The following is a 23,497-nucleotide window of genomic DNA, read 5'->3' on the forward strand; positions in this document are numbered from 1 at the left end:
GCCAGCTTTCGAACCGCGCTCCCGTCGCAGTGCTGTCTCGAGGCCCGCCGCTCGGCCGTGCTGTGACGGGGCTCCGGTGATGGCGATACTATAAGACCCAGCGCCACGTAACGCGAGAGCGTACGCCCCGCATGGTCCTAATCGTCGAGTTCGAAATCGCGACGCCGATCCTCCGGCAGACGGTCGACGATGTCGCGAAGATCGACGTCGAAGAGATCTACCAGTCCGAAACGGGGGCGACGAAACTCATCTGCTGGGTCCACGGCGACGACCTCGGGCATCTCGAGACGGCGCTGACCGCCGACGATACCGTACGGACCGCCTCGCTGCTCGAGGAGCAAGACGACCGTCGTCTCTACAGCATCACGCTCTCCGAACACGGCGAGGCACACCTGACGTATCCCACGGCGGCGGAGTACGATATCGGCTACCACGAGATCACGGTCACGACGGATACGAAGATTCGGGCCCGCGTTCCCACGCGAGCGTCGCTGTTCGCGTACCGCGACGTCTGTCGGGAGAAGGGCATCCCGTTTCGGATTCAGCGGATCTTTCGGGAATCGGACCCCTCCGGCGATCGGTACGGGATCACCGACAGGCAGCAAGAGGCGCTGCAGGTCGCCCTCGAGGAGGGCTATTTCGACGTGCCGCGGGAGACGACGTTGTCGGCGATCGCCGCGAAACTCGATATCTCGGACCAAGCCCTGTCCGCGCGCCTTCGACGGGGACAGGCCAATCTGCTCCGCAACACGATGGGTGAACGGGCCCCCATTTAACGGGTTGGCCATTCAATCGTGTTCGCTTCCCGTCTCCGACCGGTACACGGAGTATGGAAACCGAACCGTCGACCGTCGACTCTCGCCCGCACGACGGGGACAGGACGTATCAGTTCGAACCGGAGACCCCACTCAGCGAAACGGTCATCGCCGCGGTCGCGGCGGAAACGGGGTTCGACGAACTCGAAATCGCCGACGAGTTCGGACCGCTCTACGACGCGGTCGATCCGACCGCGTTGGATTCGCTGTTTCGGTCGACGCCGCGGACGGAACGGTCCGTCGGGTCCATCACGTTCGCGTACGCTACCTACCGAATCACCGTCGACCAGACGGGGCAGGTGCTGCTCGAGGACCGGGACTAATCGTTCGTCGAACGAGCGAGCGGACCCGTCCCCCCAGAACCGTCGGAAGCGACTGCCCGATCGACGAGCGAAGGGCGGCGGTACGTCGCCGATCAGTCGTCGGTTCGTGGCAACGCGACCACTGGTACCGACGCCTCCGTCACTAACCGTCGCGCCACGTCGCCGGTGAGTAGTTCCACGAACCGGCTCCCCCCGCGGGGCTCGAAGACGACGGCGTCGACGTCGCGCTCGGTTGCCGCCTCGAAGATCGTCTCGACCACGTCGGTTCCGAAGAGGATCGCCGTCTCGACCGTACCGGCTCGCTCCTCGAGTGGCCCTCGAGCGCGCTCGAAGATCGTCCGCGCGTACTCCTCGCGCTGTTCGACCGAGGCTTTGTCGGGCGCACCCCCCGCTTTCTCGATCACGTTGACGACGATCACCCGACTCGACGGGGAAAGGTGCGGTGTGAGCGCCGCCGCGGTCCGCTCCCCGTCTTCGGGGTCGGCCGCGGGAACGAGCACCGTCCCGTCGAACGTCAGCGACACGGGACACCCCCCTCGTTCTCCGCTTGCGCGGCGGATTTCGTACGAACGGCGGCGACTGCTGTGATCTTCATACGTGTGGTTCGTCGCAGGGGATCAAAAAAAGTCGGTCGACGGCTCGAGCGGCGACCGTCCAGGATCGTCCGCGGCCGCAGTTCCGTCAGGGGAGGACTACGTTTTCGAGAGCCGCGTCGGGTCCGGACTCGTCGAACCGACGGCGGTTTTCCGCGACGATGTCGGCCAGTCGATCGTAGTACTCCGGCGTGTGGCCCGCGTTGTGTGGTGTGATCTGAACGTTTTCGAAGGTCCACAGCGGGTGCTCCTCGGGCAGCGGTTCGGGATCGGTCACGTCCAGTGATGCGCCCCGAATCCGGTTCGAGCGCAGCGCTGCGACGAGCGCGTCGGTTTCGACGACCGGCCCGCGGGCGATGTTGACGAGCACCGACTCGGGCTTCATCGTGATGAACGCCTCGCGGTCGAGCAGACCGCGCGTCGTTTCCGTGAGCGGACAGGCGAGGACGAGGTAATCCGTCCGTGCGAGCGCGTCGTCGAACGCCGCGTCCTCGAAGCCGATCACCTCGTCCGTCGGCCCGCCCTTCTCCGGGGTATAGCGCACGCCGATCGTGTCGACGCCGAACGGCTCGAGGCGCGTACAGACCGACTGCCCGATCGCGCCGAGGCCGACGACCGTCACCGTCGATCCCTGCAGTTCCGTGGCCTTGTAGTGGCGCCACTCGCGGCGGCGCTGGCGGCGCTCGCCGACGTGGAACCGCCGGGTGAAGTGGAGGATCGCACCCACGACGTGCTCGCCGATGTTCGGTCCGTGAACCCCCGAGGCGTTCGTCACCGTGACGCCCCGATCCTCGAGTTCCGCGAGCGGCAGGTGGCCGGTCCCCGCGTACGCACACGCGAAGACGTCGAGGGAGTCGGCGGCCGCGAGTAGTTCCTCCTCGAGCGTCATCCCGGTGACGAAGCGTGCGTTTTCGATCGCCTCGCGCTCTTCGGCCGGCGTTCTCGCCAGGTCGACGGTGTGATCCGGCAGCCGATCGCGGATCGCGTCGGCGTACTGTTCGATCGGCGTTCCGTGGGTGCCCGTTCGCAGGACGAGCACGTCCGGCGCATCGTCGCTCATGTCACAGTCCTCGAGCGATGCCGGCAAAAGCGTTCGTCTCGCGGCACCGCCGTCCCGGTCTCGCCGGCCGTTACCGGCGAGTCTCACAGCCCAGTCGCCGCGCCACCGCGTCGCGAACCCGCTCGAGCACGACGGGATTGTCGCTCGGGCGACCGACGCTGACCGCATCCGCGCCGTAGCCGACGTACTCGCGGACGGTCTCGTCGTCGCGGACGCCGTTGTTGGCGATCACGAACAGGTCGGTGGCGTCGACGATGGCGGCGATGACCGATTCGGTGTCCATCGCGTCGACGTGGACGAATGCCGCGCCCGCCGTCTCGAGGCGGCGGGCCAGTCCCGGCAGGTCGACGCCCGGTACCTCCGCGCGGACCTTCACCCCGACGGTCACACCGGTCTCGGCCGCCCGCTCCACGTAGCCAGCGAGTCGCTCGCCGTCCCGCAGGAGCGTCTCGCCACAACCGACGTCGCGGAGTTCGGCCTGCCGGCAGTGGGCGTTGATCTCGAGGTAGGCTTCCCGATCGCGACAGACGCGAGCGGCGTCGACGACGGGGTCGACGGTCGCACTCCGGACGTTGACCGCGGGTTGGATCGGCGTCCCAGCGAGCGACTCGAGCTCGCGGGCGATGAAGGCCAGCGGATCGTCGGGCAAGAACTCGGTCCGATCGCGGGCGACGAGTTCGCGGGCGGCCGCGCGGGAATCGGCGTCGATGGCGATGCCGCCGAGGAACGCGGCCCCGGCGTATTCGGCCCCGGCCCGCGCCCAGTCGGCGTCGGCCTCGCCGCTGAGGCTCGCGAGCGCGAGCGGCGGCGTAAACGACACTGTCGATGCCATCTCAGCGTCCGTGCTCGATCGCGTCGTCGATCGCGCGGATCACGCGCGCAGCGTCCTCGCTGGAATCGATCGCGATGTCCGTCCGAACCGTCGGCCGGTCGAAATCGGCGTCGTCGCCGTCGTCGACCACGAACGCGTCCGCGAACGGGTAGGCGGTCGCCAGCCCCTCGGTGCTCGGCTCCGCGTTGACGGCCTCCATGAGGTCACCCGCGGGCCCGGAGAACGCGTCGTCGCCGAGGAACGGCGAGACGGCGACGACGGTCGTCTGGGCGAGCGCGTCCGCGACGCCCGGGAGCGCGAGCATCGGTCCGATACTGGTGACCGGGTTCGACGGGCCGATGACGACGGTGTCCTCGAGCGCCTCGAGGACGCCCGGTGCGGGCTCGGCCTTCGAGGAGCCGCGGAACTCGACGGTGTCGACGGCCGGATCGCCCCGACGGGCGACCCAGTACTCCTGGAAGTGCATGACTCCCTCGTCCGTGTGGACGAGGCTTGCGACGGGATCGTCGCTCATCGGGAGGAGATCGATCGTCAGTCCGAAGGCGTCGGCGAGTCGCTCGGTCGCCTCGCTCAACGTCTTCCCCTCGTCGATGAGGCTCGTCCGCGTGATGTGGACGGCCCGATCGCGGTCACCGATGGTCATGAACTCGGCAACGCCCGAAAAGCGACGCCAGTTCGCGAGCGTCCGCCCCTCGGTCTGCCTGTCGTCGGGGAGATACTGCGGACCCTCGGGCAACCCCGCGGCCGACGCGATGTCGGAAAGGGCCGAGTTGGTCCGCTGCGTATCGCCCTCGATGCCCCACCACGTCTCTCGGTCGAGGATTCCACCACCCTGAAACAGCAGCGTATCGATGTCCGGCGAGACCAAGAGCCCGCCGATCTCGATGTCGTCACCAGTGTTGACGACGACTGTGGTCTCCTCCGGCGAGAACGCGGCGGCAGCACCGTCCAATAGCTTCGGCGTTCCAGTGCCCCCGGAGAGGAAAGTTACCATACCTACACCTCTCGAGCGAGGCTACTTAATCGCTTATGGCCGGCTTTCGGGACCCGGAAATACCGTCCCGAACCGCTTCGTCGAACGACGACCAGCGGCCAGGGCGGCGGTCCCATGTAGGGGGGCGGGAGGATCGCGCGGTTACTCGACGACGATCGTGCCGGTCATGAAGCGTTCGTGGGGGATGCAGACGTACTCGTGTTCGCCCGTCGTCTCGAACGTGTGGACGTACGATTGGCCCGACTGGACCGCGCCGTTGCCGTTCTCCCATCCCTCGCGAGCACCGTCTTCGCTGTCGAACCCGCCCGACGCCCAGTAGGCCGCGTCGCTCGGAATCCCGTCTTCGAAGGCCGTGACCGTGTGCGGTTCGCCGGCCGCATGTTTCCAGGCGACGGTCTCGCCCTGCTTGACGGTGAGCGTCTCCGGAGCGTACGCGGTCGCCTGCATCTCGACGACGTGGTCGGCGTCGTCCGGGACGCCCTCGACGACGTTCGGCCCGCCCTGGAGGTCGGGTGCTGATTCGGTTTCCTCGGCAGTGTCAGCCGACCCGTCGACCGGCGCTGCGTCGGCCGCGCCGGCGACCGCGAACTGCGCCCGTAACGCCGCCGTCGCGAACGCTTCGGCGGCCTCGTCGACGCCCATCTCCGTCTCGTGGGCGGCGTCGCTCTCGGCGTCGCTCGCCTCGAGCGCGGCGATGTACTCTTCGAGGGCCGTCTCGAACCCTTCGTAGGCCTCCTGGTCGGCCTCCTCGAGGAGTTCGTGGGCCTGTGCACCTTCGAACGTCTCGTACACGTCATCCATGAGTGACGCGGCGGCAGCCCCGAACGAGCCGCCGGCGGCCGCGACGACGGTATAGGTCGCGGCGACCGCTTGCTCGTTGAACGCTCGGGCCGTAGCTCCGACAGTCTCATCGTTCCCGGCGGCGGCCTGTGCGTCGCCGAGCGCGCCCTCGAACGATTCGTATCGGTCGTGGTCGGCGTCCTCGAGTGCCTCGTGGAACCCGCCCGCACCCTTCTCGAAGTACTCGAACGTCTCCCCGACGACGGTTTCGGCTCGGTCGGACGCACCGAGGGCGTCTAGAACGCCGGCGTCGAACACCCGCGCGGCCATGTACCCGCTTTCGACGGCGCTGACCTGTGCGGGCGAGCCGACGGTCGTCTCGAACTCGAGGAGGGTCTCGCGGATCCCGTTCGCGTGTTCGTCGACGGCCGCGTCGTCGCCGTTCTCGCAGGCCTCGATGAGGCCTTGCAGGTGCTCCTCTTCGAAGGTCTCGTAGAGCGAGTCGTCGGTTTCCTCGAGCGTTTCGTGGAAGTCGGCTTCGTTGGCCTCGAAGGTCTCGAACAGCCCGCGGACGAGTTCGGCGGCGACCGCGTTCTCGCCGAGCCGATACCGTTCCACCGCGTCCTCGGTCCGAGCTTTGAAGAAGCCAGCCTCGATCAGTGCGGCCTCGCTACCGGTCCCCAGGGCCTCGATCCCGGTCACCAGCCCGTCGTCGATCGCATCGACGGCGGTGTCGACCCCCGCCGGGTCGTCGTTCTCGATCGCCGTCGCGAGCGCGTCCAGGCCGTCCTCCTCGAATCGGTGGTAGGCGTCCTCGCTCGCCTCCTCGAGCGCCTCGTGTGCACGAGCGCCCTCGAAGTGTTCGAACGCGTTCTCGACGACCCGCGCGGCTGCATCGCGCTTCCCGCGCTCGAAGAGCCAGGCCGCGTCGTGGGCCCGCGCCCGATACACGGTCAGGGCAGCGGCGTGAGCGAACGCCGTCGACGGCCCGCCAAGCCCCGCGAGCGCCGCAGCGTCCCACCCGCGTGCCTGATAGGCGGCGATCTGCCCGGCACCCGCTGCCGACTCGGACGGCGCGAGGGCGTAGCCGCCGTCGATGGCCGCCTCGAGCGCATCGCTCGCGCTCGAGCGGACGCTCGCTTCGTCCTCGTTGCCCGCGGCCGTGGCGACGCTCTCCATTGCGCGTTCGAATCGCTCGTAAACGCCGCTGTCGGCTTCCCCGATCGCGTCGTGCACGGCCGCCCCCTCGAACCGTTCGAACGCGTCGTTCGCGACCGTTTCGGCGGCGTCGAAGGCCCCGGCCGAGGCGAGCATGACGCTATCGGCGACCGTTGTCCCGAACGCCTGCAGATCGAACGCCTGGGCCGTCGGCTCGCCAACGAGGGTCTGTTGGGCTCCGCGGAGTTGCTCGTCCGCGATACCGGCTTCCTCCCGTCCGCGAGCGATGTCGTTCTGCTCCAGCCCCTCCGTCCGGAGTTCGACGAGCGCCTCCTCGAACGCCTCGTAGCGCGACTCGTCTGTTTCCTCGAGCATTTCGTGGGCGTTGTACTCGCCGCTGGCTTGCTCAAAGCGATCGAACGTCCGACTGGCGATAGCAGCGCCGGCACCGGTCTCACCGGCCTCCCCCGCGGCGAGCGCGTCCCACAGTCGCGCTCGCATCGCGTTCCATTCGGCGGCGACGGCCGTCTCGGCCGGCTTGGCCGGCTTGGCGTCCGTCGACTCCTCGTCGGACTCCGGGGATGCCCCGTCTTCCCCCGAGCCCGATTCGGGTTCTTTTTCCTCGGTCGTCTCGGAACACCCGGCGAGTCCGAGACTCGCGATTGCAGCGCCGCTCCCCTTCAACCACGCGCGTCGTGTCTGCCGCATGGTTTTTAGGCTTCCCTAAATATACAAATGCGTTCCGATTTTGGCTGGCCTAAAACAGTTCGTCACGGCGTTGCTCGCGCTGCTGCGCTGTACTCGTGGCCTCCGTAGGCCCTGAATCCGGTTCGAACGACCAGGCTCCGATCGGAGCGTGGGCCAGTTTACAGCCACGCGGCGCGGTCCGCACTTTCTCGAGCCGTCCCGTAATTTCCCGTTTTCGGGTCCCTCTCGATGCCACATTATATAATTACTAATGATGATACCTATATCCCCGAGCGAGGCCTACGACTACTGAGGACCGATGGCAGTAACGACCACACCCGTAGACGACGGTGCAATGGACGGACTCGGCGAGGAACTTCGCGGCGAGTTGCTCCGGCCCGGTGATCCGAACTACGACGAGCGGCGAGCGGTCTGGAACGGCATGATCGACAGGCGGCCGGCGCTCATCGTTCGAGCGATGGGTGCATCGGACGTGATCGCAACGGTGAACTTCGCCCGCGAACAGAACGTACTGCTCGCAGTTCGCGGCGGCGGACACAACATCGCCGGCAATGCCGTCTGTGATGACGGAGTGATGCTCGATCTCTCGGCGATGCGGTCGGTTCGGGTCGATCCGGCGGAGCAAACGGCTCGCGTCGAGTCGGGCGCAACCCTCGGTGACTTCGACCACGAGGCGCAGGCGTTCGGACTGGCGACGCCGACCGGGATCAATTCGACGACCGGCGTTGCGGGGCTCACGCTTGGCGGCGGATTCGGCTGGCTGACTCGCAGGTACGGACTGACGGTGGATAACCTGCGCTCCGTCGACATCGTCACCGCGGACGGCGAGCTGCGTCACGCAAGCGAGGCGGAAAACCCGGACCTCTTCTGGGGGATTCGAGGCGGCGGCGGTAACTTCGGCGTGGTCACCTCGTTCGAGTTCGATCTCCACGAGGTCGGTCCCGAGATACTCTCCGGACCGATCGTCTACGCGGGCGACGATGCGCGGGCGGTCATCCGACATGTTCGGGACTTCAACCAGGACGCACCGGACGAGTGCGCCGTCTGGGTCGTGCTTCGGGCGGCACCGCCGCTTCCGTTCCTCCCCGAGGACGTCCACGGCATCGGCGTCGTTCTCGTCGTGACGTTCTACGCCGGTGATATGGACGAGGGCAGGGAAGTTCTGGCTCCGCTCCGGGAGTACGGGGACCCGATCGCCGATGCCGTCGGTCCTCACCAGTACGCGGCGTTCCAGCAGTCGTTCGACCCGCTGCTCACGGAGGGTGCCCGGAACTACTGGAAATCACACAACTTCAGCGACCTCTCCGACGACGCAATCGATACTGCAATCGAGTACGCAGCCGATCTCCCGTCGCCGCTGTCCGAGATCTTCTTCGGGCAACTCGGCGGCGAGATGGCACGCGTCCCCTCGGACGCGACGGCCTACCCCCATCGGGACGCCGAGTACGCGATGAACGTCCACACGCGCTGGGAGGACCCCGCGATGGACGACGAGTGTCTCGCCTGGTCTCGGGAGTTCTTCGACGCGATGGCACCGTACGCCACCGGCGGCGTCTACGTGAACTTCATCAGCGAGGACGAGGGCGAGGAAGGCCTCGCCTACGCGGCCAATCGGGACCGGCTGGCCGAGGTCAAGGCCGACTCCGACCCGACGAACCTGTTCCGGATGAACCAGAACGTCGAACCCGCCCGATAACTCTTTTTCGAGCCGCTACTCGCCGATCCAGTCCGCGAAGCTCCCCTCGAGCAGTGTCTCCGACTGCCGGCTGACGTACTCGCGTTGCATCGTCGCGATCGCGTCGTCGAGGTCCGCCCCGTCATCGAGAGCGGACCGGACCTGCTCGCGCTTCCAGTCGGCTGGCGTGACTTCCTGCCGGACGCGCCGCCGGAGAGGATAGAGATACTTCGCGGCGTCCTCCTCGCTCAGCCCCCGGTTGGTCAGCCCGTCCTCGGCGTGTGCCAGCAGGTCCTCGTAGAGCGCGAGGCTGTCGGTCGTCTCCTTGCCGTCGTTGGTGATCCAGGTGAGGTCAGCTTCGAGACCGTCGACCATCGCGGCGTAGAAGTTCCCGCGAGCAAGCTGCCAGTCGAGTTCGATGACGGGGTGCTCGAGGCGTGTCAGACTCTCCATCAGGCCGGCGAAGGCGGCGAGGAAGGCGATCGAATCGCGAACCGTGGGCTGGGCGGGAATCGGACGGAACTCGATGCGGGCGTTCGCAGCCGATCTGGTCGGGCCGCCGAAGACCGGTCGGACCCACCGCCAGTACGTGCCGTGTTTGCGGCTGAAGTGGGGGAACTGATCGTCGAAGCGCTCGCCGGGTGCGACCGGCATCGGGACGATAGTGTCGTCATCGGCGACCCGGTCGATCGCTTCGTCGACCGTCTCCAGATCGTGTGGGAAGCGGACTTTGCCTTCCCCCGTCGTGGGATCGTTGAGGACGGTCTCGAAGATGCTGATACGGTGTTCCATCCAGGCGTCCCGGAGGATGTCGTCGGCGCTGGCGTCGTCGTCGTAGAGGTCGACGGGGAAAAACGGGGAGTTGACCCCGAGCGCGAGCAGCGGGCCAGCGACCCGGAGCGCGTAATTGAAGTACTCGGGGAGGTCCGGGGCGTGAGCGACCTGATAGTGGGGCTGAATCGACGTGATAAGGCTCTCGGGCATGACGGTATCGCCCTGTACGGAGACGTTCGGGGCCTCGATGCGCATTCCCGCGGCGTCGGCCTGCTCGGTGTTGGCCATCGCGTGATACCGGGCGGAGTCGCTCATGTTCGTCGCGATGCGGATCGCCCGTTCCGTCCCGTCCGGGGCGGTCGCCGTCCGCTCGACGCTGTCGGTGAGGTAGGTCCCCGCCGCCTCGCCTTCAGGGGGAAGCGTCCAGAGCGCGTCGCTGACCAACCGCATCCGCTCGGAGTTCGTCACGTCGAGTGCCGTCTGTAACCGGGCCTTGACCTCCGACTCCTGGGCGGCCAGCCCGGGGGCGTTCAGCGGCTGCGGACTGGTCGTCATCTCCGCGTTGTGCAGCCCCAGTTCCTTCTCGAAACCGATCAACTCGAGCAGTCGGCGCGGGACCCGCCGCAACGCACAGTCGTCGGCCTTGACCGCGTAGAACTCGTACTCGAGGCCGACGATCGCCTGCGGGTTGTCGAAGACCCCCTCCTCGACGGCGTCTTTGATGACCGCCGCGTCCGCCTGGGCCCGCTCCCGAAAGTCGGCGGCGTCGACCGCCAGCACGTCCGCGACCCGTGCGGCGAGTTCCTCCTCTGGCATACCACCGAGTGTGTGGCCGATTGTCTTTAAAGCACGTCTCTCGACTACCGAGCGCCGGTCGGTCTCAGAACCGTTTTACTCCCCGCGACGATACACGTCGCCGATGGAGTTTGCCACGTTCGCCGACCGCGCCGCGACGATCGAGGCCGAACCCGCCGATCTCGAGGTCGTCGCTCACGTTCGGGACCTGTTCGCCGACGCCGGCTCCGACCTCGAGATCGTCGCCCGCTTCGCGCAGGGGAGGGTGTTTCCGGCCTGGGACTCGACGACGCTCGATATCGGGCCGAGTGCCTGTTACGACGCGATCGCCCGCGCCGCGGGGACGAACGTGAGCGGCGACGACGTAGAGGCCCGACTCGCCGAGGTCGGCGAGATCGGCGACGTGGCGGCGAATTACGAGTTCGGCGGCCAGCAAGGGCTCGGTGCGTTCACTGGCGGCAGCGGAGGCAACGGCGGCGATCTCACCGTTCGCGAGGTCCACGAGGCCCTCGCGGACATCGCGGCTGCCGAGGGGTCGGGGAGTCAGGACCGGAAAGTCGACTTGCTCTTCGGTCTTTTCAACCGCTGCTCGAGCGAGGAAGCGCGCTATCTGGCCCGCATCGTGCTCTCGGAGATGCGGATCGGCGTGGGTGAAGGGACAGTACGGGACGCCATTGCCGAGGCGTTCGACGTTCCCACGGATCGGGTCGAACGCGCATTGCAGGTCTCGAACGACTACGGACAGGTCGCACGGATCGCGCGGGACGAGGGGATCGAAGGGCTGGACGCGATGGAACTCGATGTCGGCCGGCCGGTACAAGCGATGCTCGCCCAGACGGGGACGGTGACGGACGCGCTCGAGGAGTGGGACGAGGCCGCCGTCGAGTGGAAGTACGACGGAGCCCGGATACAGTTGCACCACGATCCCAGTGGGCTCGCCGAGTCCGACGGATCGACAGTGGAGACTCGCGTCTTCTCGCGGAACATGGAGGAGGTCACCGACGCCCTGCCGGAGGTCGTCGAGTTCGCGGCGGCTCATCTCGAGGAGCCCGCCATCCTCGACGGGGAGGTCGTCGCGATCGACGAGGACGGCTCGCCGCTCCCGTTTCAGGAGGTGCTCAAGCGGTTCCGGCGGAAACACGACGTCGCGAAGGCCCGCGAGGATGTCTCGGTGCGTCCCGTCTTCTTCGACTGTCTGCACGTCGGCGGTGAGGACCTGCTCGCGGAGCCGCTGACGACGCGCCACGACCGGCTCCGATCGGTGCTGGTCGACGCCGACGCTGACGCCGACTCCGTCGCCGATGACGAAATCGAGGGGCTGTCTCTGCTCTGGCAGACCGGCGACCCTGACGAGATCGAGTCGATCGCCGCCGAGGCGCTCGAGGCCGGCCACGAGGGGATCATGCTCAAGAACCCCGACTCGACGTACTCGCCGGGCCGCCGAGGGAAGAATTGGCGCAAACGCAAACCAGATGTCGAGACGCTGGACTGCGTCGTGACCGGCGCAGAGTGGGGCGAAGGACGACGCGCGACCTTCCTCGGCACGTTCGAACTCGCCGTGCGCGCGGGCGACGACAGCGAGGAACGCCGTTCCGCTGGCTCTGCGGTGGAACCGCAGACCCTCGAGACCGTGGGCAAGGTCGCGACCGGGATCACCGACGAGAAACTCGAAGAGTTAACTGACCTGCTCGAGCCCCACATCACCGTTGCTGAGGGACAGGAGGTCGAACTCGAGCCCGCGGTCGTCTTCGAGGTCGGCTACGAGGAGATCCAGTCCTCGCCGACCTACTCGTCGGGCTACGCGCTGCGGTTCCCGCGGTTCGTGGGAGTTCGGTCCGACAAGGACCCCGAGGACGCCGACTCGCTCGAGCGCCTCGAGCGACTTCACGACCAGTAGCGCCGGTCGTCGGTCTTCCATCCGGGAGCCGTCGTTCGCGGGAGCAGCGTCACACGGTTTCGCCCCTCTATTTCGTGTAGTGAGATGACGGCACGGCGGCGTCTCCATCTATTTTCAAAGTTAATATAAAGGAATATACAATACTTATCGGTAGTACCTACTATGTCATCACCACTCGAAAATCCGGCGATCCGCTATGGAATGGGTTTCAGTAGTGCCGTGCTACTCTGCGTCGTCGCGTTCGTCTTCCTCGAGGAGGGATTGACTCGGTGGTTCGTCCTCGGTCTTGCAGTCATCGAGATCACGATCGTTCCACGGATTCTGAAAATGACGGCGGAGAACAACACTGACGGGGTGTGAGTGGCGCCGGTAGCGCCGTCCGTCTCGTCTGCTTTCCCGGCTCGCTGCCGTATCGGATCGACGGGCAGTGACCACGACCGACCATATGTGAGCACCCTTAAGACCTATCGCCGACAGCATTGCCGTATGCAACCGCGCGACCTGTCCGATCACGTCGCATACGAGGCGGGTCGAGGCATCGAGGAAGTCGCCCGCGAACTCGGGCGCGATCCCTCGGAGTTCATCAAACTCGCCTCGAACGAGAACCCGCACGGTCCGTCGCCGGCCGCTGCCGTGGCCATCCGCGAGACGGCCTCGAGCGTGAGTTCCTACCCGAAGGCCGCCCACGCGGACCTCACGACCGCCGTCGCCGACCGCTGGGGCGTCGGCGACGAGCAAGTCTGGCTGGCAAACGGCGGCGACGGGGCGATCGACTACCTCCATCGGGCGGCCCTCGAGCCGGCCGACGACGTGCTCGTCCCCACGCCCGGGTTCGCCTACTACGGCATGAGTTCCCGCTTTCACCACGGCGACGTTCGGGAGTACGAACTCTCACGAGCGGCCGACTTCGCCCAGGAGGCCGACGCGGTTCTGGACGTCTACGACGGCGAGCGGGTTATCTGGCTCACGAGCCCCCACAACCCGACCGGCTCGACGATGTCCCTCACGGAAATCGAATGCCTCGCCGAGGGGACCGACGAGGACACCCTGGTCGCCGTCGACGAGGCCTACGGCGAGTTCGCCGACCGCGACAGCGCCGTCGCGCTGATCGAGGGTCGCGATGGATTCGACGCCCGCGACGACGTTGCGGTGCTGCGGACGTTCTCGAAGGCCTACGGACTGGCCGGCGTTCGGCTGGGCTATGCGGTCGTCCCCGCGGAGTGGGCCGACGCGTACGCCCGCGTGAACACGCCCTTCGCGGCGAGCGAACTCGCCTGCCGGGCCGGCCTCGCGGCCATCGACGACGACGAACACGTCCGGCGCACCGTCGAGACGGCGCGCGAATCCCGCGCGTACATGCGCGAGAACATCGATACCCACGTCTGGGAGAGCGAGGGGAACTTCGTCCTCGCGGCCGTGGGCGACGCGACGGCCGTCAGCGACGAGATGCAAGAGCGGGGCGTCATCGTCCGGGACTGCTCGAGTTTCGGGCTACCGGGCTGTGTCCGGATCACCTGCGGCACCGAGGAGGAGACCGAGCGCGCCGTCGAGACGCTCAACGACGTGCTCGACGACCTCGACGTCGAGCCGGAATCGACGGGCGAGTCCGAGGACCCGGATGCGGAGGTGGCCGATCCATGAGGATCGCCGTCACCGGCACGCCGGGCACCGGGAAGACGACCGCGACGGAACTGCTCGAGTCCCGGCTGGCCGCTGCAGGGACGGATGCCGGCGACGAGTCGCCACCCGAACTCGAGGTGATCCACCTCAATCGGGTGCTCGAGGACGAGGGGCTCTACACCGAGGTCGATGCCGACCGCGAGAGCAAGATCGCGGATCTCGACGCACTGGCCGAGTGGCTTGAGGGACGTGACGGGATCGTGATCGAGTCCCACCTCGCCCATCACTTCGCTGCCGACCGGATCGCCGTCCTGCGGTGTCACCCCGAGACGCTCGAGCAACGCTTGCTCGAGCGCGGTGAAACCGAGGCGAAGGCGGCCGAAAACGCCGAGAGCGAGGCGCTTGACGTGATCCTCTCGGCGGCCGTCGAGGAACACGGCCTCGAGTCCGTCTACGAGATCGACACGACCGACCGCGATCCCGCAGCGGTTGCGGACGAACTGGCAGCGGTCGCGACGGGCGAGCGTGACCCGAGCGCCGGCGAAGTCGACTTTATGGAGTACCTGACATGACGCTGGACAGGTTCCGCCCGTACGTCTCGCGATTCCTCGACCCGTTCGTCAGGGGGTTCGACCGCGTCGGCATGACGCCCAACGGGGTGAGCGTCGTCGCGTTCGGGATGGCGATCCTGGCGGCCGGCGCGTTCGCACTCGGCGGACTCGAGGATCCGATCTGGTACGCCGTGGCGGCGGTACTGGTCTTCCTGAACGGCTGGCTGGATATCGTCGACGGCGCGCTCGCGCGCGAACAGGAGGTCGCTTCGGCCGGCGGCGACCTGCTGGATCACGTCCTCGACCGGTACGCGGACATCGTCGTCATCGCCGGGCTGGCCGCGGGTACCGAGGACTACGTGCTGGGCTTCGCCGCGGTGACCGGCGTCGTGATGACCTCGTATCTGGGCACGCAAGCCCAGGCGGTCGGTCTCGATCGGGTCTACGGCGGACTCGTCGGTCGAGCGGACAGGTTGGCAATCATCGGTCTCGCCGGCTTCCTCGCGTACCCGCTCGCGGACGCGACGCTCGCCGGGTTCTCGCTGGTCGGCTGGTTGCTCGTCTTCCTCGCGGTCGTCGGCCACCTGACGGCGCTCCAGCGCTTTTATTACTCCTGGATCGCTCTCGAGTAGGCCCGTTTCGACCCGGTCTCCGGGTGGTTCGACGGCGTGGAGCCGCGCCGCATGCTTTATCCCTCACCGCGATATAGAGTCCGACATGGTTCAGTGCGAGATGTGTGGGGCCGAGACGTCGTCCCCGAACACCATCAAAGTCGAGGGCGCGAAGCTAGACGTGTGTTCGAACTGCACGGACTTCGGCACTGAAGTCAAAGACACGTCGAGTTCGAGCGGGTCGACGAAGTACTCGACCGGGTCGAGTTCGTCCTCGTCGAGCGGGGGCGGCCAGTCCAGCGGCTCGAGTCGGAGTGCCGCCAGTTCGGGCGGCTCGAGCCAGCGCCGCTCGGACATGTTCGACGACATGGACGAACTCGCGACCGATTACGACGACCGCGTCCGCAACGCACGCGAGGACGCGGGGCTCAGCCAGTCCGATCTCGCGAACGAACTCAACGAGAAGGCCAGCCTGATCCGCAAGATCGAACGCGGTGAGACGCTGCCGAGCGACGAGGTACAGACCGAACTCGAGGACTTCCTCGAGATCAGCCTGAGCGCACAGGGGAGTTCCGGCGAGGACACGGAGTGGTCCGGCGGCTCCTCGACGGGGAGTTACACGCTGGGCGACGTCGTCAAACGCAAGGACTGACCGCGACGGTCGCTCCGTCCTCGATACCGCCGCCGACTCGCAAACTATTTCTTTCGGGCGGGTGCGGTTGCCGATATGTTCGTCCTCGTTAATCTGAAGACGTATCCGTGTGACCCGGTCGAAGTCGCGGAAGCCGTTCGCGACGTCAACGACGCCACTGACGCTCGTTTAGCCGTCGCACCGCAGGCGGCCCACATCGAGCGCGTCGCCGAAACGGGCGCGGAGACGTGGGCGCAGCACGTCGACGCGATCGAACACGGGAGCAACACCGGTCACGCGCTCGCCGAGAGCGTTGCCGACGCCGGCGCGGTCGGCACGCTGATTAATCACTCCGAGCGGCGGCTGAAGCTGGCCGACATCGATGGTGCCGTTCGCGCGGCCGAGCGGGCGGACCTCGAGACGGTCGTCTGTGCGAACAACCCGGCCCAGATCGGCGCGGCCGCCGCCCTGGGTCCGGACGCCGTCGCCGTCGAACCCCCCGCACTCATCGGTACCGGGACGCCGGTCAGTCAGGCCGATCCCGACGTCGTCGAGAACGCCGTCGAGGCGGCAGCGAACGTCGACCCCACGGTGTCGGTTCTCTGTGGTGCGGGCATCAGTACGGGCGACGACGTCGTCGCCGCGGGCGATCTGGGTGCCGAAGGCGTCCTGCTCGCCAGCGGGGTCGCGAAGGCCGACGATCCGCAATCGGCGCTCGAGAACCTCGTCGAACCGCTCTGAAGCAGGCACCGATACCGACCGCGTCTCGAAGACGTAGCCCGTCGACCGACTTTTCTCGATCCCCGCCGAAGGGAGCGTATGACTGATCAGGGGAACGGTCCCGGAAGCGATCCCGGTGCCGGCGACGAGTCCGCGGCGGCGGAACGACCCGTGGCCGTCACGCTCGAGAACCGACTGATGAGCCACGGGCTCTATCTGACCGCCTTTCGGTGGCTGAACGACCACGAACCACCCGAGGCGGACGGGGCCGGGATCGAACTCGAGTACGAAGTCGTCTCCGAAGCCCCCGTCGTCACGAGCACCGAGGTCGGTGCCGTCTTGCGGACGCTCGTGACGATCGGCGACGAACGGGAGTGGACGCCGGGCCGTCTCGAGGCCACCTCGCTGACGACCGACGGCGACATCCGCGGGTGGTGGTACGTCGAACGCGAGTGGTTCCGCGAACTCGGATCGGAACTGACCCAACTCGAGTTCTCCCAGCGAGTCCTCACAACTGTCACAAATAACCGACGCGAACAGGACAATCATTAAATAGGAACGCGGGGATAGATTAATGATGTCCCATACGCGTGTGTATCGTAGACGATCCAATGACTGGAGAGCAGGTGTACGTTTCACACGCGCCACGGAATCTCGACCTCGTTCAGGACCTGTTCTCGACGGTCAAGAACTTCCCCTTCGGCGTCCACATCGCGCTCGAGGAGATCGAGTCCGGTCGCTCCCGAAAGCGACTCGAGGGCCGCCTCGCCAACAGCGATCTCGTCGTCGCCGTGCTGACCGAGGACGCGACCGGGAACACGTGGATCAATCAGGAGGTCGGCTACGCGGTGGCGAAAGGAATTCCCGTCCTGCCGGTCCGCGACGACGGAGTCAGCTGTCGCGGGTTCATCAGTGATGTCGAAGGCGTGACGATCGATCGGGACGACCTCTCGGTCACCATCTTCAACCTGCTCTGTCGGCTCCGAAGCGAACTCGCGCCGCTCGGCGCGCTGTCGGTCCCGAACTGGTATATTCGGTTCCCCTGTACGGTCACCGACTGCAGCCAGCCGGTCACGCTCGAACTCGAGCGAGGGCAGACGAAACTCTGGAAACTCCACAGTCACGGCAAACACCTGACCGCCTCGTGTGACGGCTGCGGATCGACGTACTACTTCGATCCGGCGACGATCGGTTTTTCGGGCCGGAAAGACGGGCACCCCTCGTAAGCCGTCCGTCGCGGGGCACACGTCTCGAGGGCCGTCACAACTGGAACGTTGAATCGGGTGGTCGTGAGCGTAGGGCCCGCTTACCCGTCGATCGGAAGCCGACCGTGTGGCCGTCGCCGCTGAACGGTGTCGATAACAAAGTGCCTCCCGACCGACGGCTCGTTCGTGCGAGGCTACCCTCGCACGGAGACGCTCTGTCCGTTGGACGACACTCGGCGGCCGCCGGTCGCCGAGTTCCTCCTCTCCTGTCAGGGATACCGGTGGCCGCCGAGATCGAGTCGAATTCGGTCCGGAGAGCGACCGGATCCGTTTCTCACGCTCGCGCAGCCGCCGGCCACGCTGTCGAGCGGAACCGGGGAATCAATAGGAACGGGGCACCCACGGTCGACTATGGACACGGCAGTTCAGACGGGCGTCCGTGACAGCGCAGCCGGCCGCGAGCGGATCGCCGCCGGGGTAATCGATGTCGGCCTCGTCGCCGCGATGGTCCTCTACGGCTACGTCCACCACGGGGGCGATCCGATCGCGACCCCGCTCGAATCGCTCGAGACGGTCGCTCCGTTCGTGATCGGGTGGATCGCCGTCGCAGCGCTCGCGGGCGTCTACACGCGTGACCGTCTCTTGGGCCGGGACGGACTCCGAGTAACGGCGACCGCCTGGATCGCGGCGGCAAACGTGGGACTCATGCTCAGGGGGGCTCCACTGTTACACGGCAGCACGATCTGGCCGTTCCCGGTTGTGATAACCGTCTCCGTTCTGGCCGTTTTGCTCGGCTGGCGGCTCGGGTTCTCGCTGTACCTATCAGTAACGGAGTAAGTCGACACGATACCGGTTGCTGTCATCATTGCGAGTCGAACTGAGCGTCATCGTTCCTATCACGCTCGGACGAAACGAGCGGTAGACGTGTCTCTCGTGGACTAATACTGTCGGTCGTACCGTTCGATTCGCTGCCATCGGTATCTCAACCGGAAACACATTATCAGACTGGGATTACATAACCATTCTATAAGTTATAGAAATTATTCCTGGAGGATATTTGATTAGTATATGTTCACCATCGGGCGATTATGGGAAACACTTATATGGTTATTCCGCATACTATAGGATAGATTATGACTGGATATTACGACATTGTCCTCGGCCTCATCCCAGTCGCACTGTTCGGTATCACCGCCGCCCTGCTGTTCGTGGGACTGTCGCTGACGACGGCGATACCGCTCGGTTCGCTGGCCGCGATGGGAATTATCGGGCACGCAATGTTCGTCAATACGCCAGTCGACGCCGGCGACGAATCTCGATCCACGCGCCCGCCGATCAACGCGGACTGATCTTGCGCTTTCGGTCTCTATCCCCGCTTTCGGTCCTTTTTCACGTCTCCGAACCCTGTCGTCGACTATGACTGACACGCTGTTTCTGACCAGTTCGGATGTCGATACCCTCGCAACGCCGGCCGAATACGTCGCCGCCGTCCGCGATGGCTATCGCCAGCGTGGTGAGGGCGCGCCCGCCCAGCCGCGGTCGAAGTTCCTCCGCGAGGACCCGGCAGGGATGTTCACGGCCTATGCCGCCATCCTGCCCGACACAGGTGCCATGGGCGGATACATGTACAGCGCCGGCTTCGGCGCGGCCGACGGCTGGTTCATGACGCCCCTGTTCGACGCCGAGAGCGGCGCGCCGCTCGCCCTGCTCGACGGCGCGAGTATGAACCCGTTCAAGACCGGCGCAGTGGGTGCCGTCGGCGTCGACGAACTCGCTCGCGACGACGCCGACACCCTCGCGATCATCGGCAGCGGCGCACAAGCGCGGGGACAACTCCACGCGACCGCGACCGTCCGCGAATTCACCGACGTCCGTGTCTACTCCCCGACGCCCGAGAACCGCGAGGCCTTCGCATCCGACTTCGACGACGCCCTCGAGGCCGATGTCCGCGCGGTCGACTCGAACACCGCCGCCGTGACGGGCGCAGACGTGGTGATCACGGCGACACAGGCCAGCGAGCCGGTCGTCGACGGCGACGATCTGGAGCCCGGAACCCACGTCACAGCGATGGGCCAGTACTCGCCGGACAAGCGCGAACTCGACGCGGAGACGATCGCGCGGGCGACCTACGTCCCCGACCTCCGCGACCGGGCAACGGTCGACGCCGGTTCGTTCATCCAGGCGCTCGAGGAGGGAGCGATCACCGAGGACCACGTCCACGCGGAACTGGGCGACGTCGTCGCCGGGACCGAACCCGGCCGAACGAGCGACGACGAACTCACGGTCTTCGATAGCGGCGGGACGGGGATCGAGACGGTCGCCGCGGCGTACCTGCTCTACGAGCGCGCCAGCGAACGGGGGCTCGGACAGACGATCGAGTTCGCACCGGCGAGCGAGGCGCTGACAGGGAACTAGGCGCTCGAGCGGACGGACGGTACGTTCAGCACGTCCGTCCGTCAGCGATTCTGTGAGCTATTCCCACCCCGGCTATATATTGATGGCACGGGTATGGATTGACATGGCTCACACCCCAGAAATGCCGGAAAAGTACGTCTGTACGGCCTGTCAGACGATACACGCCGGGACGGTCTCTAAACGAACCGATAGCGGTCACCAGTACGAGGCTCCTGCGGAGTGTGGCTGCTGTGGCGAAACCGAACTGATCCCCGAAAAGAGCTGGCCGCATTTCCAGTCGTAACTGCGCTCAACCGTTCTCGAGACGACGGGATGGACGGCGTTCGCAGCCGAGAGACCGCTCCTAATCGATACGCACGCGTAGCGAGCGATCAGCTTACCGAGACGAGCGTCCATCTTCCACGGAGCCCGAAACCCCGGATTCGACGGCTCGCGCCCGCTACTCGCCTGCGGGCCGAATCTTGAACCCGTAGCGGGTGACGCCTTCCTGCGTGTAGATCCGGCGGATCGTCGTCTCGATCCGATCGCCGACCCCGAAGGCGGCGGGATCGGCGTCGGTGCCCATCGCGGGGACGCTGACGGTCTCGTCGCCGCTATCGGTTTCGAGCGCGACGATCGCGGCCGCGTAGTCGCCCGACCGGGCCTGCTGTTCGGCGAACTCCGGTGGCGCGCCGCCCTGGGAGATCGTCGTCACCGCCTCGATCGTCCCCTCGCCCGCGAGTTCGACCGGCTCGTAGTCGGCGAGTGCACCGCAGTCGTCGCAGGCACCGTCCGGCGGGAAGGAAAGCGCATCGCACGCCGAACAGCGACCCGCCTCGAGCCGATACCGCTGCGGGATCGAGCGTCGCCAGGAGGGGACGCTGACGTAGGCCCCGCCGCCCGACGGCGGCCCCGTAGTCACGATGCCGCGCTGGCGCAGGTACTCGGCGTAGGTGAGCGGGCCGTCACCCTCGAGTGCCGTTACTGCCGGCACGTCGCTGTCGCTTCGGTCCGTCTTCGACGCAACGCTGACGACGACCGCGTCGGCCCCCGCACCGCTGCCGTGGGAGACCGCGAGGACGGACTCGTAGCCGTCCGCGAGTGCGCTCGCCAGCGAGACGGGGACGCTCGCAGCGCCGAGGTCGCCCAGATCGTGGACCGTCGCGGCGGCCCGAACCTCCTCGGTCCCGACGCCGGCCGCGCCCGCGGCGCGATAGGGGAGTTTCCCGTCGGGGGCCTGGATCGCAACCGCGTCGGGGTCGGGTTCGTCTTCGAGTCCGGCGACGGCACCACCGATCGTCTCCGTAAAGGCTTGCCGGTCGTACTGGGTGATACCCAGCCCCTGCGTCTCGTCCTCGCCGGTGTTGCGGAACCGGGTGCCGGGATACGGCGCGGAATACTCGGCGCGGTCGACGATCTCCGCGGGTCCGTCGCGCTCGAGGACGAACGCCGCGCTGCCGGCCCCGGCGGCGTGGTCGATTCCGTCGTCGGGATCGCCCTGTGGCGCGTCGGCGGCGACGACGAGCGCGGTCGTCGCGTCGGCCTCGAGCGCGTCGAGACCGGCCCACAGCGCCCGCGTACCGGCGCGCGTGCTGCCAGTGAACGCGTGGCGGGTCGCCGATTCGGAGAGCGCGAGCATCGCACCGAGGCGGGCGGTCAGATCGTCCTCGGCCGCCGGCGGCCGCGATGTGGCGAACGCGAGCCAGTCGATGTCATCCGGATCGGCCTCGGCCGCCTCGAGCGCCCGCGTCGCGGCCTCGTACCCCATCGTCAGGGCGTCTTCGTCGGCCGAGGGGACGGCCTTCTCGCTGATGCCGGCGGCGTGGAACTGGCCCCAGGCGTCCTCGAAGGCCTCGCTGGTGATGCGGAACCGCGGCGCGTACGCGCCGACGCCAGTGATCGCGGTCATCAGGCGCTCACCTCCTGCTCCTTCTCTCGCGCACGATGTGCGCTCGAGTTCCTCGAGGAGCGACGCTCCTCGCGCTCGAAGACGTGAACGACAGCGGCACCACCGCTGCCGCCGACGTTGTGAGTCAGCCCGCGGGTGGGGGCCTCGACCTGTCGTTCGCCTGCGTTCCCGGAGAGTTGTTTGTAGGCCTCGACGACCTGTCCGGCACCCGTCGCGCCGATGGGGTGGCCCTTGGATTTGAGGCCGCCGGAGGTGTTGACGGGGAGCTCGCCGCCGATCTCGGTCGCACCGGATTCGATCAGTTGGCCGGCCTCGCCCGTCTCACAGAAGCCCAGATCCTCGTATGCCAGTAGCTCGGCGATGGCAAAGCAGTCGTGTACCTCCGCGAAGTCGAGGTCGTCGGGGTCGACGCCGGCCATCTCGTAGGCCTGCTCGCCGGCCCGCTGGCTCGCCGGAATGCCGGTGTAGGTGTCGCGCTGGAAGAGGCCGACGGTGTCGCTGCCGGCACCGACGCCGGCCACGCGGATCGGATCGTCCGTGTACTCGTCGACCACGTCTTCGCTGACGATCAGTGCACAGGCCGCGCCGTCCGAGGTCGGACAGCAGTGATAGAGGTTCAGCGGGTCCGCGACGACCGGCGCGGACTGGGCGTCCTCGAGCGAGCACTCGAAGCCCAACTGCGCGTGGGGGTTCTTCGCGCCGTTTTCGTGGTTCTTGACGGCGACCCGCGAGAGGTGCTCGCGCGTAGTGCCGTACTGCTCCATGTGGACCGACGCCATCTGGGCGTAGACGCCCGAGAAGGTGGTCCCCGAGAGGCGCTCCCACTCGGTTTCCCCGGAGACGCCGAGCCAGTACTTCGTCGCGTCCGAACTCATGTCCGACATGATCTCGAAGCCGCCGGCGAGGACGACGTCCGCCATCCCCGACTTGACGGCCTGGACGGCCTGTCGCACGGCGAAGCCGCTGGCCGCGCAGGCGTTCTCGACACGCGTCGTCGGCACGCCGTCGAGGCCGACGTGTTCGGTCACTGCGGGGCCGGAAAGACCGAGTTGGCGGCCGCCGACGCCGAGGGTCCCGACGAACGCCTCGTCGACGTCCCCGGCCTCGAGCCCCTTCGGTACGCTATCCGTCGCCGCGTCGAACGCCGTGCGGAACAGGGAGCGGTAGCTCTCCGCGGGGAAGGCCCCGTAGTCCGACTGTCCCGCGCCGACGAGATACGCGTCTCGCATACACACCGTTTAGTGAGCCGGATGAAATAAGTGTCCGATACGCACGGTTCGCGCGGGACATCCTGGCTCGAAAGGGATACCGACCGTTCCGATGTGTGAAACTCGCCGGGACGACGCCGGGCAGTGCGAACCCATCGTCACGCACGTCCCGACGACGTTCCTGTCGGACGGGTACCGGAGTCGACAGCCCCCGTTCAGTTTCGTCGCTCCTGAGACGCGACGC

Annotated in this window: 24 protein-coding genes; 16 read left to right on the top strand and 8 right to left on the bottom strand. The window is 66.9% G+C overall.

The features are described 5' to 3' along the window. The first annotated feature begins 131 nt into the window (after window positions 1-131). Together ALTAJ2_RS17965 and ALTAJ2_RS17970 are read left to right on the top strand one after the other, a co-directional pair. Window positions 132-776 carry a helix-turn-helix domain-containing protein gene (locus tag ALTAJ2_RS17965; RefSeq protein ID WP_007109764.1) on the top strand — a complete coding sequence of 215 codons (645 nt, stop codon included), beginning with the start codon at window positions 132-134 and terminating at the stop codon, window positions 774-776. A 53-nt stretch (window positions 777-829) separates the two neighbouring features. Next, on the top strand, window positions 830-1,138 hold the full coding sequence (locus ALTAJ2_RS17970; protein ID WP_007109763.1) for a HalOD1 output domain-containing protein: 309 nt from the start codon (window positions 830-832) through the stop codon (window positions 1,136-1,138). Window positions 1,139-1,230: 92 nt separating this feature from the next. On the opposite strand, the gene ALTAJ2_RS17975 is transcribed toward ALTAJ2_RS17970, so the two are convergent. The 5 genes from ALTAJ2_RS17975 to ALTAJ2_RS17995 form a co-directional block, all read right to left on the bottom strand. Further along, window positions 1,231-1,662, bottom strand: a complete 432-nt coding sequence (locus ALTAJ2_RS17975) for a universal stress protein (protein ID WP_007109762.1) — start codon at window positions 1,660-1,662, stop codon at window positions 1,231-1,233. Between the two features lie 157 nt (window positions 1,663-1,819). Continuing rightward, window positions 1,820-2,791 carry a D-2-hydroxyacid dehydrogenase gene (locus tag ALTAJ2_RS17980; protein WP_007109761.1) on the bottom strand — a complete coding sequence of 324 codons (972 nt, stop codon included), beginning with the start codon at window positions 2,789-2,791 and terminating at the stop codon, window positions 1,820-1,822. Between the two features lie 70 nt (window positions 2,792-2,861). Beyond that, window positions 2,862-3,623 carry a tRNA-dihydrouridine synthase gene (locus ALTAJ2_RS17985; protein WP_007109760.1) on the bottom strand — a complete coding sequence of 254 codons (762 nt, stop codon included), beginning with the start codon at window positions 3,621-3,623 and terminating at the stop codon, window positions 2,862-2,864. Window position 3,624: 1 nt separating this feature from the next. Continuing rightward, window positions 3,625-4,617 carry a 2-phospho-L-lactate transferase gene (gene cofD / locus ALTAJ2_RS17990; RefSeq protein WP_007109759.1) on the bottom strand — a complete coding sequence of 331 codons (993 nt, stop codon included), beginning with the start codon at window positions 4,615-4,617 and terminating at the stop codon, window positions 3,625-3,627. 141 nt (window positions 4,618-4,758) lie between these two features. Continuing rightward, on the bottom strand, window positions 4,759-7,263 hold the full coding sequence (locus ALTAJ2_RS17995) for a DUF5059 domain-containing protein (RefSeq protein ID WP_049900505.1): 2,505 nt from the start codon (window positions 7,261-7,263) through the stop codon (window positions 4,759-4,761). 298 nt (window positions 7,264-7,561) lie between these two features. Here ALTAJ2_RS17995 and ALTAJ2_RS18000 point away from each other — a divergent pair, with 298 nt between their 5' ends. Next, window positions 7,562-8,959 carry an FAD-binding oxidoreductase gene (locus ALTAJ2_RS18000; protein WP_049900502.1) on the top strand — a complete coding sequence of 466 codons (1,398 nt, stop codon included), beginning with the start codon at window positions 7,562-7,564 and terminating at the stop codon, window positions 8,957-8,959. Between the two features lie 15 nt (window positions 8,960-8,974). Here ALTAJ2_RS18000 and ALTAJ2_RS18005 read toward each other — a convergent pair whose 3' ends face one another. Then, window positions 8,975-10,528 carry a hypothetical protein gene (locus tag ALTAJ2_RS18005; protein WP_007109756.1) on the bottom strand — a complete coding sequence of 518 codons (1,554 nt, stop codon included), beginning with the start codon at window positions 10,526-10,528 and terminating at the stop codon, window positions 8,975-8,977. Between the two features lie 103 nt (window positions 10,529-10,631). Here ALTAJ2_RS18005 and ligA point away from each other — a divergent pair, with 103 nt between their 5' ends. The 13 genes from ligA to ALTAJ2_RS20465 all read left to right on the top strand — a co-directional run bounded on the left by ligA (window position 10,632) and on the right by ALTAJ2_RS20465 (window position 20,440). Continuing rightward, window positions 10,632-12,404, top strand: coding sequence for an ATP-dependent DNA ligase LigA (gene ligA, locus ALTAJ2_RS18010; RefSeq protein ID WP_007109755.1), 1,773 nt, complete (start codon window positions 10,632-10,634; stop codon window positions 12,402-12,404). A 162-nt stretch (window positions 12,405-12,566) separates the two neighbouring features. Then, on the top strand, window positions 12,567-12,764 hold the full coding sequence (locus ALTAJ2_RS19325; RefSeq protein ID WP_049900499.1) for a hypothetical protein: 198 nt from the start codon (window positions 12,567-12,569) through the stop codon (window positions 12,762-12,764). A 126-nt stretch (window positions 12,765-12,890) separates the two neighbouring features. Continuing rightward, window positions 12,891-14,045, top strand: coding sequence for a histidinol-phosphate transaminase (gene hisC, locus ALTAJ2_RS18020; RefSeq protein WP_007109753.1), 1,155 nt, complete (start codon window positions 12,891-12,893; stop codon window positions 14,043-14,045). Then, window positions 14,042-14,596, top strand: a complete 555-nt coding sequence (locus ALTAJ2_RS18025) for an adenylate kinase family protein (RefSeq protein WP_007109752.1) — start codon at window positions 14,042-14,044, stop codon at window positions 14,594-14,596. The genes hisC and ALTAJ2_RS18025 overlap by 4 nt, the downstream gene beginning before the upstream one ends. Further along, entirely contained in the window at window positions 14,593-15,207 is a 615-nt protein-coding gene (locus tag ALTAJ2_RS18030) for a CDP-alcohol phosphatidyltransferase family protein (RefSeq protein ID WP_007109751.1), read from the top strand. Before ALTAJ2_RS18025 ends, ALTAJ2_RS18030 begins: the two co-directional genes overlap by 4 nt. An 85-nt stretch (window positions 15,208-15,292) precedes the next feature. Further along, window positions 15,293-15,838, top strand: coding sequence for a multiprotein bridging factor aMBF1 (locus tag ALTAJ2_RS18905; RefSeq protein WP_081603368.1), 546 nt, complete (start codon window positions 15,293-15,295; stop codon window positions 15,836-15,838). Between the two features lie 75 nt (window positions 15,839-15,913). Further along, complete coding sequence (gene tpiA / locus ALTAJ2_RS18045) at window positions 15,914-16,558, top strand: triose-phosphate isomerase (protein WP_007109748.1); 645 nt, start codon at window positions 15,914-15,916, stop codon at window positions 16,556-16,558. 78 nt (window positions 16,559-16,636) lie between these two features. Then, window positions 16,637-17,089 (top strand): hypothetical protein, encoded by a 453-nt coding sequence (locus tag ALTAJ2_RS18050; protein ID WP_007109747.1) that lies wholly within the window; start codon window positions 16,637-16,639, stop codon window positions 17,087-17,089. A gap of 59 nt (window positions 17,090-17,148) precedes the next feature. Next, window positions 17,149-17,763: a toll/interleukin-1 receptor domain-containing protein gene (locus ALTAJ2_RS18055; RefSeq protein WP_007109746.1), complete on the top strand. Its 615-nt coding sequence runs from the start codon at window positions 17,149-17,151 to the stop codon at window positions 17,761-17,763. A 390-nt stretch (window positions 17,764-18,153) separates the two neighbouring features. Further along, complete coding sequence (locus tag ALTAJ2_RS18060; RefSeq protein WP_007109745.1) at window positions 18,154-18,579, top strand: DUF3054 domain-containing protein; 426 nt, start codon at window positions 18,154-18,156, stop codon at window positions 18,577-18,579. A 296-nt stretch (window positions 18,580-18,875) separates the two neighbouring features. Then, window positions 18,876-19,091, top strand: a complete 216-nt coding sequence (locus tag ALTAJ2_RS18065; protein WP_007109744.1) for a hypothetical protein — start codon at window positions 18,876-18,878, stop codon at window positions 19,089-19,091. A 67-nt stretch (window positions 19,092-19,158) separates the two neighbouring features. Next, complete coding sequence (locus ALTAJ2_RS18070) at window positions 19,159-20,157, top strand: ornithine cyclodeaminase family protein (protein ID WP_007109743.1); 999 nt, start codon at window positions 19,159-19,161, stop codon at window positions 20,155-20,157. A gap of 103 nt (window positions 20,158-20,260) precedes the next feature. Further along, window positions 20,261-20,440 carry a hypothetical protein gene (locus ALTAJ2_RS20465; protein WP_081603373.1) on the top strand — a complete coding sequence of 60 codons (180 nt, stop codon included), beginning with the start codon at window positions 20,261-20,263 and terminating at the stop codon, window positions 20,438-20,440. 156 nt (window positions 20,441-20,596) lie between these two features. Here ALTAJ2_RS20465 and ALTAJ2_RS18075 read toward each other — a convergent pair whose 3' ends face one another. Together ALTAJ2_RS18075 and ALTAJ2_RS18080 are read right to left on the bottom strand one after the other, a co-directional pair. Next, the gene (locus tag ALTAJ2_RS18075) at window positions 20,597-22,045 is read right to left on the bottom strand and encodes a zinc ribbon domain-containing protein (protein WP_007109741.1); all 1,449 of its coding nucleotides are present in this window, start codon (window positions 22,043-22,045) and stop codon (window positions 20,597-20,599) included. Beyond that, entirely contained in the window at window positions 22,045-23,274 is a 1,230-nt protein-coding gene (locus tag ALTAJ2_RS18080) for a thiolase domain-containing protein (protein ID WP_007109740.1), read from the bottom strand. The genes ALTAJ2_RS18075 and ALTAJ2_RS18080 overlap by 1 nt, the downstream gene beginning before the upstream one ends. Window positions 23,275-23,497: the final 223 nt, after the last annotated feature.

Source organism: Natrinema altunense (genome assembly GCF_000731985.1).
In the GTDB taxonomy this organism is placed as follows: Archaea; Halobacteriota; Halobacteria; order Halobacteriales; family Natrialbaceae; genus Natrinema; species Natrinema altunense.